The sequence below is a fragment of the Methanolobus psychrotolerans genome (assembly GCF_002243045.1).
Taxonomy (GTDB): Archaea; Halobacteriota; Methanosarcinia; order Methanosarcinales; family Methanosarcinaceae; genus Methanolobus; species Methanolobus psychrotolerans.
Genome location: NZ_MBKP01000018.1, coordinates 1 through 12,124 on the forward strand (window position 1 = coordinate 1; position 12,124 = coordinate 12,124).

Here is a 12,124-nt window from a genome sequence, read left to right on the forward strand (position 1 = left end):
AATACAATGACATCTTCCTTGTCGCCTACATCAGTGTCGTAGGTCCATGTGAAACCAGCTGCCGTAGGAGTGATTACCTCATCCTCTATGAAGTCGCCGTCCTTGGAAAGTTCCATCCAGACCTTGTTACCTTCAACGTCTATCTGCTTTGCAGTGAGTGCGTAACCGTTTGCAAGCTCAAGAGCGGAACCGGTTCTGAGTGTGTACTTGTCATCAGTGTCAAGGAGAAGTTTTACAAGCTCATCTGCTTCATTGTCATCAAGAGGTACATATTTGTCTGCAAAGAGACCGATTACAGGATAAGTGTCGTTATCCAGGTTGGTCGCAAAATCAGGCTCAAGATCAAAATCGCCCTGGTCATAGCCAGTCTGCTGGACCGTAGTGATATATTCAAGGTTACCGTCTGCAATTGAACGGTCAGCTGCTGTTGTGAATGTGATGTTCATTTCCTCGCTGGAAAGATCTTCATCCATGTCATACCAGAATCCTGCGAATGTAGTAGCATTGATGACGATATTAACACCATCAATTGCTGGATCATATACGCTGCTGCGTACTTCCACGGACTGCACAGCTGCAGTTGCAGGCACTATTAAAGCTGCAATTGCAACAAGAGCAATCAGTGCAATTGTTGTAAATCTTTTCATTATTTTCCTCCGTATTTTATGATCTAAGGTGAGAATCAAAGAATAAAGCGTAATAACTTTATTTGCCTTCGGATAATAAGCAAATACACGATTCGTCTATTGCCGAAGGAGACTTCATCACCCTCCTAATCCCGTCATATTGGATTACAAGTGTTCTATTAAACAATTGCCGTATTAAATCTTTTGTGGTCAAATCTTAAACTATTATCGCGTTGCATTGGCAAATATCGATGCAATTGACGGTAAATGTCGAACTTAATGGGGAATAAAGAAGGAAAACACAAGAAAATAAGAGAATAAAGTTAATAGATTGTCGATTAGCATTTTCAACAAAAACAACTATATTCAGTGCCATCGCAATAGGAATAATTCAACATCTTTATATATATTATAACATAAAATAGACATAAAATAAAAGTCAATATATATGATAAACTTTTCAATCCACTTATCAGATTACTAATCACAAGGAGAGAAATAACAAGATGTTCGATGGTGCAGTTTCTGAAGAAATATCGATGGACGATGAAGCAAATCGTGTAAAAACAGGCATACCAGGATTTGATGAGTTATGCGGCGGAGGGCTTATCCGGGACAGGACATATCTGATATCAGGCACATCAGGTGCCGGTAAAACAAATTTTTCTATTCAGTTCATATATAATGGAATTACGAAATACGGCGAGAACGGAATAATTGTTGCAACCGAAGAAAGGCCGGAGCAGATAAGAGAAAACGTTCTCAAATTTGGATGGGACCTGCAGGCACTTGAAGATGAGAACCAGCTTGTGATTATTGATGCCTGTTCCACCAAGATAGGCATACCATCACAGGAAAAATACGTCGATTCAAGACCATTTGAGATCCGGTCAATGATGGACCAGATAATAGCCACCCAGGAAGAGATCAATGCTAAACGCGCACTTATCGATTCAACGACATCAGTTAGTTTTTATCTTCAGGACCCTGCAAAAATAAGGATAGAACTCCTGAAGCTCAGCACTACACTTGAGGTGATAGGCTTGACATCAATGATGACATGTGAACTCATTGACGAGTCAAAACCATCCAGGTTCGGAGTGGAGAACTTCGTCACAGACGGTACTATAGTACTATATTACAAGAGATACGAGAACGTAAGAATGAGGAGTATGGAAATATACAAAATGAGGGGATCAGACCACAGCAAGAAGATCCACCCCTATGATATAACACCTAGCGGATTTATAATTCACCCGCACGAAGAAGTGTATTCCATGTTCTAAAAACAGGTTCAAAGATCAGGGAATGTCTCCTCATGGCCGCATTCCACACACTTATAGATTATAAGTGCGCGGCCAAACTGATCATGTCTTTTGATAGCAGGATATCTCCAACGGTTCATTTTTCCATCACAAAGCGGACATCTGTAATTCATCATTATCACCAACAGGTAATTATATAAAAATGTATATTAAATTAACGAATAGAAAAATATCAATCCAATTGAACCAAAATCTAAAAAAGAAGATAGAATGGACCAGTTAAAACATATCTCATGTGGTATCAAAGGGCTTGACACAATACTAGGTGGAATGATATCCCCTTCCACCATCCTGGTGGCAGGAACAGCAGGAGTCGGAAAGACTATAATGTCACTTCAGATGCTTTCAAACGCTTGTAAAGAAGGGGAAAAAGCACTCTACATACCAATTACAACCGAAAGTGTTGAAAAACTGACGATGTATAATTCAACACTTGATTTCTTTGAAAAATCCTTTGAAGTACACCCGATAAACAGGCAACTTGCCGAGAAAGACCCATTAACAACTTTGATAGAGATCGGGAATATAATAGAATCCATCAAGCCTGACAGACTGGTAATAGATCCTGTTACACCACTTGGTTTTGGGTTCATTGAGCAGGAGAAAAGAAGATTTTTTTACACACTTGATTCCATGCTTCAGGAAAGGAACATGCTTACATTCCTTGTCGGCGAACTATTAAAGACAGAACTGCATAACTCAGTAATAAGCCACCTCTCAGATGGCATCATTTATCTTACGCGTGGGGACAGGAATTCAAGAGCAGATCATCGTCTGGAATTCATCAAGATGAGAGGCATAGACCCTGGAAAACGTTCAGAGATAACTTCCCGCAAGTATTTGTACGATATAAATTCAACTGGCTTTACTGTGTACCCCCACATGAAAACTGAAAATGATATGAAGTTGGAAGATACCAGAGTAGAGACGGGAATCCCTGGACTAGATAGTATGTTTGAAGGAGGGCTTTTTAAATACAACAGTCTTCTTGTAGCCGGAAGTCCAGGAACCGGAAAGAAATTGTTCGGATTGCAATTCATACTACATGGCCTGGAGAATAGTGAACCCGGAATCGTAATTACATTTGAGGATACGCCACATCAAATGATACTTGATGCCAGAAGACTCGGATGGGACTTTGAGAGATATATTACTGAAGGGCTTTTAAATTTCATATGTTGTAACCCAAGTGAGATATACCCGGCAGAACATGCTGCCAGAATCAGGGAAACCATTGAAGCCATGAATATCAAAAGAGTTTTCTTTGACGGAACCAATCACCTTGAATTGTCAATATCTGACAACTTAGAAATTAAAGGATACCTCCACTCAATGACAAGTTATCTGAAAAGCCGCAACATTACATCTTTGTTTACAACAGATATCGCTCCTTCAGAATGTCCCGGACATGAAAATATAGATGCCGCAACGATAATGGATTCTGTGCTCGTACTGCACAATTCAAGAGCAAGAGACCGCAGATACATGTGTGTTACCAAATCCAGAGGAACCAAACACATGCGCTCAGTAAAAGAATATGCCATCACAGAGAGCGGGATTAAACTTAGAACAGACACTCTTATATAAGAAATATGAAATCAGTTAAATATAACAAAAAAAAAATAATATTAGATGCTCTGAACTTTGCGTTCTAAAGCTTCGCCCAGTTCAGTCAGTTTATAAACATCACATTCGTGTTCTATTAACTCTTTTCCAAGGAGTTCTTCTACTATTTTATCGACTGAAGGACGAGCAATATGCATGTTCTTCGCCAGCTTATCAGCAGTTAGCTGATGTTTGGAACCTAACAGAGCAAGTAATTTCTGGCGATTTTTATTACCGGTCACAAATCCTATTAATTCTTCCATATTCTGCCTCCAATGCATTATTAGGTTACATTCTATAACTACTTTTTTACATATTTTACTATACATGTGATTCGGAGAAAAAACACTGTTTTTCAAAGAGAGTGCAAAGGATACTTTTATTACCTGTCATGCATATGTAAGGGTGGCAGGCTAGTCTGGGTAGGCCGGCGTTACCTGTAACCCGAAATCGCCGATATGCGGGAGACGAAGCCTGAGGAAGATGTAAGGACCATTTTCAAACCTGTGATTTCAACTGAGAAACCCCGTCCTGCTTGGATGATGTTGATATAAGTGCCTGTTGGAGAACTTGTATTTATATCTTAACTGTGGGAACCAGTCCAGGCCCGGAAGGGAGCAAACCAACTATAGACAATCGTCGCTTGGAGGGTTGCGGGGCGGAGAAGAGATTGCAGACCACCTGGAAATGGAATAGACAACGACTTTAGGCGTGCCTGCCACTTTAATCTGGAAAAACGTTAAATACCTGAATTGCGTTTAGGAACGAACATTATCTGTGACGAGGTAGCCAAGCCCGGTATGGCGCAGGATTGCTAATCCTGTGATGCTTTGCGTCTCGGGGGTTCGAATCCCCCCCTCGTCGTATTCTTTTTTAAGATGAATCCTAATTCTTCTAGCAGCTTATCGATGATGGCTGCAATAGCAAAGTTCCTAATATAATAAGAGCAAATATTACCAAAATGTCTGAAAAAACCATTATTCCACTACTAAACACCCAGGAACCTGAAACCCAAAATAACAGCGCATGCTCATCCTGCGGAGCAGGAGGCTGCTGTGGCGGGTTTGGGATTAAAGCAGGTTCTGAGAAAGAAGTTGTTTTCAGGAACATATTCATTTACATGACCATGGGAATAATAATGTTCACGGTAGCATACCTGATAATGAAACTCATGACATGATCAATGGGTGATCATTTTACTTTTGATACCTTATTAAAAGGATATCGTTTTACCTCACCGCATTCAAGACATGTGATAATAACATAACTATCCTTAAGCCGGGTTCTTGAATTTTTACCCGGAACAAGCAAGGACCCACATTTCTTGCATAAATTACGCTTAAGTTCCGCAGGTATACTTACGCGATGTCGCATTCCTATTTTTCGTGCCAGAGAAATATACCGCTCACTTCGCCCGGAATCATTGGAAAGCTCATTTTTGGCGATTTCAAAGAGATACTGAATGCGCTCCTGAGCAATTGTCTTAGATATAGCCTTGTTTTTTGTCCTGAATTTCGCCATCTTATGACACCCAGTGTAAAATTAAAGAAGCACTACTTTGGCGGAAGGGAACTTTTCATTAACCATACCTATAAAAGTATCCAGATTCCCGCCTGCCTCATCATCTGAATCATAACCCATCGGGATCACTACTTTTGGAGAAAGCACCGTTAATGCATTTGTTGCTTGTGCTTGGCCCATAACCTGATGAACACCAATGGGCAGAAGAGCAACATCGACGGAATTAGATACCAATTCAGGAATAACGCACGTATGCCCTGCATGATAGACCTTTAACCCCCCCAATACAAAGAAGTATCCGACACCTTCTCCTAATGAAGTAGTATCATCATGACACTCATATGTTGCGACAACCTCAATATCCACATCTTTAATACTGAGATCCTCAGTTAGAGAATCACCCCCCATGACCCTTCGTGCATCACCCCTGAACTGCAAACTCATATTACCAGGTATAAGAGTGGTGCATTCGGATTTACGAACGTTACGAATGGAGTCCGGATCACAGTGACCAAAGTGTTCATGAGTAATAAGGAGCAAGTCCGCCATATCATCAACAGGAACCTCGTGATGTAAGTTGCAAGGATCTATATAGAGCACCATGCCGTTTCCTTTTATCATAAAACCTGTGTTTCCCAGCCATTTAATCAAAACTCCGTCAATTGTTATGCTACCCAAAATATCACATCGCTATTAGATCATAAATCGTAATGCCACTATTGCAATAATGTTGATTTCCTTATAATTAACCAGATGACAACATAATAGGCATTAAAACTACTGAGAGAAAGGGACATTAGGCTAGCATAAGGTAGCAGATATATACCTGAAAAAAGAAAAAGATGAGTGCCAAAACAATCAGATGAAGATATCATGGGAAATAAGAAAATCAATATACTTTGCTCAGTTGCGGACAGAGCCAGCCAGAATATAAAAGAACATTTGCTCCGAAATGAGCAATGGAACAAGATTGATGAACTTCCAAAGGAATGGAAAGACCTGGCGTCAGTTTACGAAAATCCAACCCATCGGATAATAGAGATCAAAGAACACCATATTTACCAGGACAGAATAGATGATAAGATGAAAGCTTCCGGATTTGACAGCGATTTGATAATCGTGGCTTCAAAGCATAAAAGCAAGGATGGAAGATCGGTGCTTACGACACATTTCACAGGCAATCCGATGAATGCAGATTTTGGAGGAAGGCCACAGGAACTGTCAATACCTGCACCTCAGATAATGTGTTCTATCCTGAAGAAAATGGAAGAAATGGCAAAAGGCACCCGTTATGCAATCAACATGGAATCAACCCACCATGGACCTACAGACCTGAGAACACCAATGGTCTATGCAGAGATAGGCAGTTGCGAAGAGCAATGGAATGATCATGTTGCAGGAGATATTGTCGCAAAAGCAATACTGGAAGCACGTCCTAAAAAAGTACCTGTAGCAATCGGCTTTGGAGGAGGACATTATGCTTCAAGGCAAACAGAATTGATAATGGAAGCAAACGTAACATTCGGGCATAATTTCCCGGATTTCCAATTGCCTAATATAGATAAAAGCATGGTTTTGCAAGCTTTTGAAAAATCAAAGGCCGATTTCATTTATTTTGACAAGAAATCCATGAATTCTAAGGAAAGAGACAGACTTTACAGAATTATAAAAGAACTTAGATACCCCATCTTAACAGAGAGTGAAATTAAAGAAATTAAGGGACTTCCATGGAAGTATTTTTTAAATATTAAAAAAAAGTGTGATCAGCTCTGTCCTGAGAGCAGACTGAAGATTACAGACGTTTTCATATCATCCTTTGATAAAGCATACATATCAATCGAAAATGATGCAGAATCAGCATTATCTGTTTGCACAATCAATGAAGAACTGCTTCAGCAAACCATTAATGCAGACAGGGATAAAACAATAGATATATTTGAACAGTTTGCACCTATTTACATTGAGAGGAAAAATGGGACTATATCAAATTACATACTGGGAATTGGCAAAGATACTAAAAATGCTATGCAGAACGTTACAAATGAATGCATTAAAATACTAAAAGAGCATTATGAAATTAAATATATTCCTGATGAGAATATACTATACGTAATAAGTAAAAAATTCGATCCAAACGCAGCAAAGAATTTTGGCATCTCCCCAGGACCAATGTTGGGTGAGCTGGCAAAAGGGAATTCTGTTGTTGTGGAAGGACGGACAATTAAACCCGATATGGTCCATAAAAGGATAATAAAGGAAATCATACTGTCCGATTAAATTTAAATATTCATACTTGTAATCCAACATACGATTTTCATTTGAGGGAGAAAAAGAATGAGATCCATAGTAGAAGAGGCACTGGCAAGGTCTGAACAGGAGACACGTATTCGCGGTTCAGCTACCAGCCCGGAGCACAAAGACATAAACGCAGAATTAGAGGAAATGCTGCGCCAATTACACACCAACATCAAAGTAATTGGTTGTGGCGGCGGCGGTTCGAACAGTACTCAAAGAATGGTCGATGAAGGAATAAAAGGTGCAGAATTCATTGCTGTGAATACCGATGCACAACATCTCCTGACCATCAGGGCAGACCAGAAGATCCTCATCGGAAGAAAAAAGACAAGAGGCTTGGGAGCTGGCAGTCTTCCTCAGATCGGAGAAGATGCAGCCTTGGAAAGTGTGGATGAAATTGCTGCCGTAGTGAATGGTAGCGACATGGTGTTCATCACATGTGGTCTTGGCGGAGGAACCGGGACAGGCTCTGCCCCCATAGTTGCTGAAGCTGCAAGAGATGCGGGGGCGCTTACTATTGCTGTAGTCACTTTACCATTCAGCGTAGAAGGACAGGTCCGAAGAACAAATGCTGAAGCTGGCCTTGAGAGACTAAGAGACGTTGCAGACACTGTAATCGTTGTACCAAACGATAAGCTTCTTGAAGTTGTTCCAAGACTTCCATTGCAGGCTGCGTTCAAAGTATCCGACGAAGTCCTCATGAGAGCAGTGAAAGGAATTACCGAACTTATCACTAAACCAGGACTTGTGAACCTTGACTTTGCAGATGTAAGGACTGTCATGCAGAATGGTGGTGTCGCAATGATAGGGCTAGGAGAGGCCGAAGGCGAGATGAAAGCAGTTGAATCTGTACAGAAGGCACTTCGCAGTCCGCTTCTTGACGTCGACATATCCGGAGCAACATCCGCTCTAGTCAACGTTATTGGTGGACCTGACATGACAATTGCTGAGGCGGAAAGTGTTGTACAGGAAGTATACAATAGGATAGATCCGGAAGCAAGGCTCATATGGGGAGCACAGATCAATGATGAACTTGAGAACACTGTGCGCACCATGATAGTCGTAACCGGAGTGAAATCACCCCAGATATACGGTCACGGCGGAGCCAAGAACGTAACAAGGAAATACGGAATCGATTTCGTTAAATAAACTAACCCTTTTTTAATAATGTGTTTTTGGTTGGATCGCATGTGCGATTCAATCGAAAGGTATTTTATCAAAGACGTTGTTTTGGTCGCGCTACATATATTAGCAGACAATAAAGGTCTGGCATTTTATTATACGCATGCAATATAATCAATCATAACCGGTTGTGAAGTACTTTGGCAGAAAACTCATTTGATCTAAGTAAAATCAATAGAACTAGCATAAACCAATCCTTGAAGACATATTTAAGGGTCCTCAAGCTTACAAAGAAACCATCCAGAGAGGAATTCCTGACCATAGCCAAGGTTGCTGGGCTGGGAATACTTGCAATTGGTTTTGTAGGGTTCCTTATATATCTGCTATTGGTAGAGATGCCGCAATGGGTGTAATCATGACCGCAGAGTCTGTGATATTCGTAGTAAAAACAACTGCGAATCAGGAACGTTCGGTTGCAAATATGATTACACAGGTTGCAAGAAAAGATCATCTAGACATCAGAGCCATCCTTGCTCCTGATGAACTGAAAGGATACGTGCTTATAGAAGCTGTATCCCCAGGAGATGTTGAACAGGCAATACAGACCGTACCTCATGCCCGGGCCGTAGTGAAAGGAAAATCATCTATAGAAGAGATATCACATTTCCTTACACCAAAACCAACGGTTACCGGAATATCAGAGGGTGCGATAATCGAGATCACATCCGGCCCATTCAAAGGCGAGAGAGCTCGCGTAAAGAGAGTCGATGAAGGTCACGAGGAGATAACTGTAGAGCTATTCGATGCAGTTGTACCGATACCTATAACTATTCGCGGAGATACTGTAAGAGTCCTCAGGAAAGAAGAGGAAGGGAATTCCTGAGATAGTTTACATATTCAATTTAATGGTGATATTCAAATGGTAAATGTTGTTGAAGCATTGGTCCCAGGAGGAAAAGCAAATCCAGGACCACCACTTGGTCCAGCCTTGGGTCCTCTTGGAATTAACATCAAAGATGTTATAGAGAAGATCAACGAGAAAACAAGAGATTACAATGGGATGCAAGTCCCTGTAAAAGTAATTGTCGCAGACAATAAGAGTTTTGAGATAGAAGTCGGAACTCCACCAACGTCAGCGCTCATACTTAAAGAAGTAGGCGTCCAAAAAGGATCAGGAGAACCAAAAACAGTGATTGTCGGAAACCTTACAATCGCCCAGGCAGCAAAGATTGCACGTATGAAGAAAGATGATATCCTCTCATATGACTTGAAAGCTGCTGTGAAAGAGGTTCTCGGATCCTGCGTCCCCATGGGAGTGACAGCTGAAGGTATGCCTCCAAAGGAATGCCAGAAAGCTATCGATGAAGGACAGTTCGATGATGTATTGGCACAGGAAGCATGGTAAATTCCATGCTTTAACCAATAAGTTTAAAACAAATACCTCTTATTGGAGTGTCATTATAGACAGAGTTCAGGTCTTTGACCTAGTACTCTAAATACAGCCGTAGTAGACCGAAGCGGTCCTGCCTGAACATTCATGTTCGACACTACGGGAGGTAAAGAATGGCAGACAACAATATAATAAAAGCTATCGAAAAGTTATTAGCGGAGTCACCTGAGAGGAAGTTCCCCGAAGGCGTTGACCTAGCTATCAACTTAAAGAATCTGGATATGAGTCAGCCTAAAAACCGTGTTGATGAAGAGATATTCCTTCCACACGGTCGCGGAAGAAGCCTTAAGATCGCAGTCTTTGCGAAAGGTGAGGTTGGACTGCAGGCAAAAGAAGCAGGTGCAGAATATGTCTTTTCAGATGTAGATCTTGCAGACATCGGAGCAGATAAAGCACGTGCAAGGACTATCGCCAATGAGTGCGATTTTTTCATTGCGGAAGTACAGTATATGGCACAAATTGGTAAAAACCTTGGTGCTATACTGGGTCCAAGAGGAAAAATGCCAGTTCCATTGCAACCAGGAAAGAACGTTGCCGATCTTATTAACAGTTCAAGAAACACCATCAGAATAAGATCAAAAGACAAGCTCACATTCCACGTATCTGTTGGTCGCAGGGACATGGATATCCAGAAAATTGCAGAGAACATAGAAACAGTCCTTAGCAGAGTGGAGCAATCCCTTGAAAAGGGTAAGCATAACATAAAAGCTATTTATGTTACAACCACCATGGGTAAATCAGTGAGGGTGCTATAATGGAAGAAGAACACCACACCAGCCACATCCCTCAGTGGAAAAAAGATGAAGTTGAAGAAATAAAGGAACTTATAAAAAAATACCCGATAATAGCTGTCGTAGGTATTGGAGGAATTCCTGCAAAGCAACTTCAAAAAATGCGAAGGGACCTTAAAGATAATGCGGTTTTGAAAGTATCAAGAAACACCCTTATCAGAAGAGCGCTGGAGGAATCCGGCGACGTAAAGGAGATGGAAAAGTACGTAGACGTACAGACCGCCCTGGTGTTTACCGAACAGAATCCTTTCAAGCTATACAAATCAATGGAGAAGAGCAAGACTCCTTCACCTATTAAAGCAGGCACTATCGCACCTCGCGATATTATAGTCCAAAAAGGACCAACATCATTCCCACCTGGACCGATTCTCGGAGAAATGCAGGCTGCAGGAATACCTGCGGGAATGGAAGCCGGAAAAGTGACTATCAAGGAAACGAAGACTGTCGCAAAGGAAGGAGAAGCAGTTTCTCAGAAGCTTGCAGCAATGCTTACAAGACTTGAGATCTACCCAATGGTAGTAGGTCTTGACATGAGGGCAGCTCTTGAGAACGGTTCAGTCTTCACACCAGATGTACTCGCTATCGACGAAAGTAAATACTTCTCTGATATCGTATTGGCAGTACAACAGGCATTCAACATGTCAGTCTTTGCAGCATATCCAACTGCAGAGAATATCAAGACACTTATCTCAAAGGCTGCAACAGAATCACGCAACCTTGGTGTCGAAGCAGTGATCCTGGAGCCAGGCGTTATCGATGCATTGCTTGGAAAAGCACAGTTACAGATGTTCTCAGTTGCATCAGCGGCTTCTGCCAATAATGAAGAAGCAGTTGACGAAGAACTGAAGGAAGCACTTGGTGCAGCCGCATCTGCTGCTGCCAGCGCAGTCACAGCAGCTCCTGTAGAGGAAGTTGTTGAAGAGAAGGAAGAGGAAGAAGAGAGTTCAGAAGAGGATGGCATGGCCGGTCTTGGAGCACTCTTTGGATGATCAGAATTTACAAACTATAACATTTACATTGATAAAATAAAAGGTGATATTACATGGAATATATATATGCAGCACTTTTACTGTTCAAAGCAGGTAAAGACATAACAGAAGAAACAGTTACTGCCGTACTTCAGGCAGCAGGTGTAGAAGTTAACGATGCACGTGCAAAAGCACTCGTTGCAGCTCTTGAGGGCGTCGACATCGAGGAAGCAATGGCAACTGCAGCAGTCGCAGCAGCACCAGCAGCAGCAGCACCAGTCGCAGCAGCACCAGCACCTGTAGAGGAAGCAGCACCAGAAGAAGAAGACCACTCAGAAGAGAACGGCATGGCCGGTCTTGGAGCACTCTTCGGATAATCAAACTTCATGTCCGCCTTTGCGGACATCCTTATTCTTTTTTT

At 41.6% G+C, this 12,124-nt stretch carries 16 protein-coding genes, 1 tRNA gene and 1 other RNA gene; 13 read left to right on the forward strand and 5 right to left on the reverse strand.

What is annotated here, in order from left to right; genetic code table 11:
• Window positions 1-647 (reverse strand): S-layer protein domain-containing protein (locus BB781_RS07410; protein WP_277985488.1); only part of this gene is annotated, 647 nt, incomplete at its 3' end.
• 485 nt (window positions 648-1,132) lie between these two features.
• On the opposite strand from BB781_RS07410, the gene BB781_RS07415 reads away from it, so the two are divergent.
• Window positions 1,133-1,912, forward strand: coding sequence for an ATPase domain-containing protein (locus tag BB781_RS07415; protein ID WP_094227866.1), 780 nt, complete (start codon window positions 1,133-1,135; stop codon window positions 1,910-1,912).
• Between the two features lie 8 nt (window positions 1,913-1,920).
• Here the strand turns inward: BB781_RS07415 and BB781_RS15685 are convergent, their stop codons facing one another.
• Window positions 1,921-2,064, reverse strand: a complete 144-nt coding sequence (locus BB781_RS15685) for a hypothetical protein (RefSeq protein WP_164997812.1) — start codon at window positions 2,062-2,064, stop codon at window positions 1,921-1,923.
• 97 nt (window positions 2,065-2,161) lie between these two features.
• Here BB781_RS15685 and BB781_RS07420 point away from each other — a divergent pair, with 97 nt between their 5' ends.
• Window positions 2,162-3,538, forward strand: coding sequence for an ATPase domain-containing protein (locus BB781_RS07420; protein WP_094227867.1), 1,377 nt, complete (start codon window positions 2,162-2,164; stop codon window positions 3,536-3,538).
• Window positions 3,539-3,579: 41 nt separating this feature from the next.
• Here BB781_RS07420 and BB781_RS07425 read toward each other — a convergent pair whose 3' ends face one another.
• Window positions 3,580-3,819 carry a transcriptional regulator gene (locus BB781_RS07425; protein WP_094227868.1) on the reverse strand — a complete coding sequence of 80 codons (240 nt, stop codon included), beginning with the start codon at window positions 3,817-3,819 and terminating at the stop codon, window positions 3,580-3,582.
• 143 nt (window positions 3,820-3,962) lie between these two features.
• Between BB781_RS07425 and ffs the strand changes: the two genes are divergently transcribed.
• The 3 genes from ffs to BB781_RS07440 all read left to right on the forward strand — a co-directional run bounded on the left by ffs (window position 3,963) and on the right by BB781_RS07440 (window position 4,736).
• Window positions 3,963-4,277: signal recognition particle sRNA (gene ffs, locus BB781_RS07430), an RNA gene on the forward strand.
• A 58-nt stretch (window positions 4,278-4,335) separates the two neighbouring features.
• Window positions 4,336-4,420: transfer RNA gene (locus tag BB781_RS07435), tRNA-Ser, on the forward strand.
• Window positions 4,421-4,517: 97 nt separating this feature from the next.
• The gene (locus BB781_RS07440; RefSeq protein WP_094227869.1) at window positions 4,518-4,736 is read left to right on the forward strand and encodes a hypothetical protein; all 219 of its coding nucleotides are present in this window, start codon (window positions 4,518-4,520) and stop codon (window positions 4,734-4,736) included.
• Between the two features lie 11 nt (window positions 4,737-4,747).
• Here the strand turns inward: BB781_RS07440 and BB781_RS07445 are convergent, their stop codons facing one another.
• A complete protein-coding gene (locus BB781_RS07445) occupies window positions 4,748-5,077 on the reverse strand; it encodes a ribonuclease P protein component 4 (RefSeq protein WP_094227870.1) in 330 nt (109 codons plus the stop codon).
• Window positions 5,078-5,098: 21 nt separating this feature from the next.
• Window positions 5,099-5,755 carry an MBL fold metallo-hydrolase gene (locus BB781_RS07450; RefSeq protein ID WP_242492575.1) on the reverse strand — a complete coding sequence of 219 codons (657 nt, stop codon included), beginning with the start codon at window positions 5,753-5,755 and terminating at the stop codon, window positions 5,099-5,101.
• A gap of 195 nt (window positions 5,756-5,950) precedes the next feature.
• On the opposite strand from BB781_RS07450, the gene BB781_RS07455 reads away from it, so the two are divergent.
• The 8 genes from BB781_RS07455 to rpl12p all read left to right on the forward strand — a co-directional run bounded on the left by BB781_RS07455 (window position 5,951) and on the right by rpl12p (window position 12,080).
• A complete protein-coding gene (locus tag BB781_RS07455; protein WP_094227871.1) occupies window positions 5,951-7,354 on the forward strand; it encodes a D-aminoacyl-tRNA deacylase in 1,404 nt (467 codons plus the stop codon).
• Window positions 7,355-7,411: 57 nt separating this feature from the next.
• Window positions 7,412-8,521, forward strand: coding sequence for a cell division protein FtsZ (gene ftsZ, locus BB781_RS07460; protein WP_094227872.1), 1,110 nt, complete (start codon window positions 7,412-7,414; stop codon window positions 8,519-8,521).
• A gap of 203 nt (window positions 8,522-8,724) precedes the next feature.
• Window positions 8,725-8,907 carry a protein translocase SEC61 complex subunit gamma gene (locus BB781_RS07465; RefSeq protein WP_394335330.1) on the forward strand — a complete coding sequence of 61 codons (183 nt, stop codon included), beginning with the start codon at window positions 8,725-8,727 and terminating at the stop codon, window positions 8,905-8,907.
• Between the two features lie 2 nt (window positions 8,908-8,909).
• Window positions 8,910-9,377, forward strand: coding sequence for a transcription elongation factor Spt5 (locus tag BB781_RS07470; protein WP_094227919.1), 468 nt, complete (start codon window positions 8,910-8,912; stop codon window positions 9,375-9,377).
• 36 nt (window positions 9,378-9,413) lie between these two features.
• Window positions 9,414-9,899: a 50S ribosomal protein L11 gene (locus tag BB781_RS07475; RefSeq protein ID WP_094227874.1), complete on the forward strand. Its 486-nt coding sequence runs from the start codon at window positions 9,414-9,416 to the stop codon at window positions 9,897-9,899.
• Window positions 9,900-10,057: 158 nt separating this feature from the next.
• Window positions 10,058-10,699, forward strand: a complete 642-nt coding sequence (locus BB781_RS07480; RefSeq protein ID WP_094227875.1) for a 50S ribosomal protein L1 — start codon at window positions 10,058-10,060, stop codon at window positions 10,697-10,699.
• On the forward strand, window positions 10,696-11,724 hold the full coding sequence (locus tag BB781_RS07485; RefSeq protein WP_094227876.1) for a 50S ribosomal protein L10: 1,029 nt from the start codon (window positions 10,696-10,698) through the stop codon (window positions 11,722-11,724). The genes BB781_RS07480 and BB781_RS07485 overlap by 4 nt, the downstream gene beginning before the upstream one ends.
• A 53-nt stretch (window positions 11,725-11,777) precedes the next feature.
• Window positions 11,778-12,080, forward strand: coding sequence for a 50S ribosomal protein P1 (rpl12p, locus tag BB781_RS07490; protein WP_094227877.1), 303 nt, complete (start codon window positions 11,778-11,780; stop codon window positions 12,078-12,080).
• Window positions 12,081-12,124 lie beyond the last annotated feature (44 nt).

What these genes read in the sequence shown, in the direction of transcription:
- BB781_RS07415 (WP_094227866.1), top strand. Translation starts at nt 1,133, where the DNA reads ATGTTCGATGGTGCAGTTTCTGAAGAAATATCGATGGACGATGAAGCA.
- BB781_RS15685 (WP_164997812.1), bottom strand. Translation starts at nt 2,064, where the DNA reads ATGAATTACAGATGTCCGCTTTGTGATGGAAAAATGAACCGTTGGAGA.
- BB781_RS07420 (WP_094227867.1), top strand. Translation starts at nt 2,162, where the DNA reads ATGGACCAGTTAAAACATATCTCATGTGGTATCAAAGGGCTTGACACA.
- BB781_RS07425 (WP_094227868.1), bottom strand. Translation starts at nt 3,819, where the DNA reads ATGGAAGAATTAATAGGATTTGTGACCGGTAATAAAAATCGCCAGAAA.
- BB781_RS07440 (WP_094227869.1), top strand. Translation starts at nt 4,518, where the DNA reads ATGTCTGAAAAAACCATTATTCCACTACTAAACACCCAGGAACCTGAA.
- BB781_RS07445 (WP_094227870.1), bottom strand. Translation starts at nt 5,077, where the DNA reads ATGGCGAAATTCAGGACAAAAAACAAGGCTATATCTAAGACAATTGCT.
- BB781_RS07455 (WP_094227871.1), top strand. Translation starts at nt 5,951, where the DNA reads ATGGGAAATAAGAAAATCAATATACTTTGCTCAGTTGCGGACAGAGCC.
- ftsZ (WP_094227872.1), top strand. Translation starts at nt 7,412, where the DNA reads ATGAGATCCATAGTAGAAGAGGCACTGGCAAGGTCTGAACAGGAGACA.
- BB781_RS07470 (WP_094227919.1), top strand. Translation starts at nt 8,910, where the DNA reads ATGACCGCAGAGTCTGTGATATTCGTAGTAAAAACAACTGCGAATCAG.
- BB781_RS07475 (WP_094227874.1), top strand. Translation starts at nt 9,414, where the DNA reads ATGGTAAATGTTGTTGAAGCATTGGTCCCAGGAGGAAAAGCAAATCCA.
- BB781_RS07480 (WP_094227875.1), top strand. Translation starts at nt 10,058, where the DNA reads ATGGCAGACAACAATATAATAAAAGCTATCGAAAAGTTATTAGCGGAG.
- rpl12p (WP_094227877.1), top strand. Translation starts at nt 11,778, where the DNA reads ATGGAATATATATATGCAGCACTTTTACTGTTCAAAGCAGGTAAAGAC.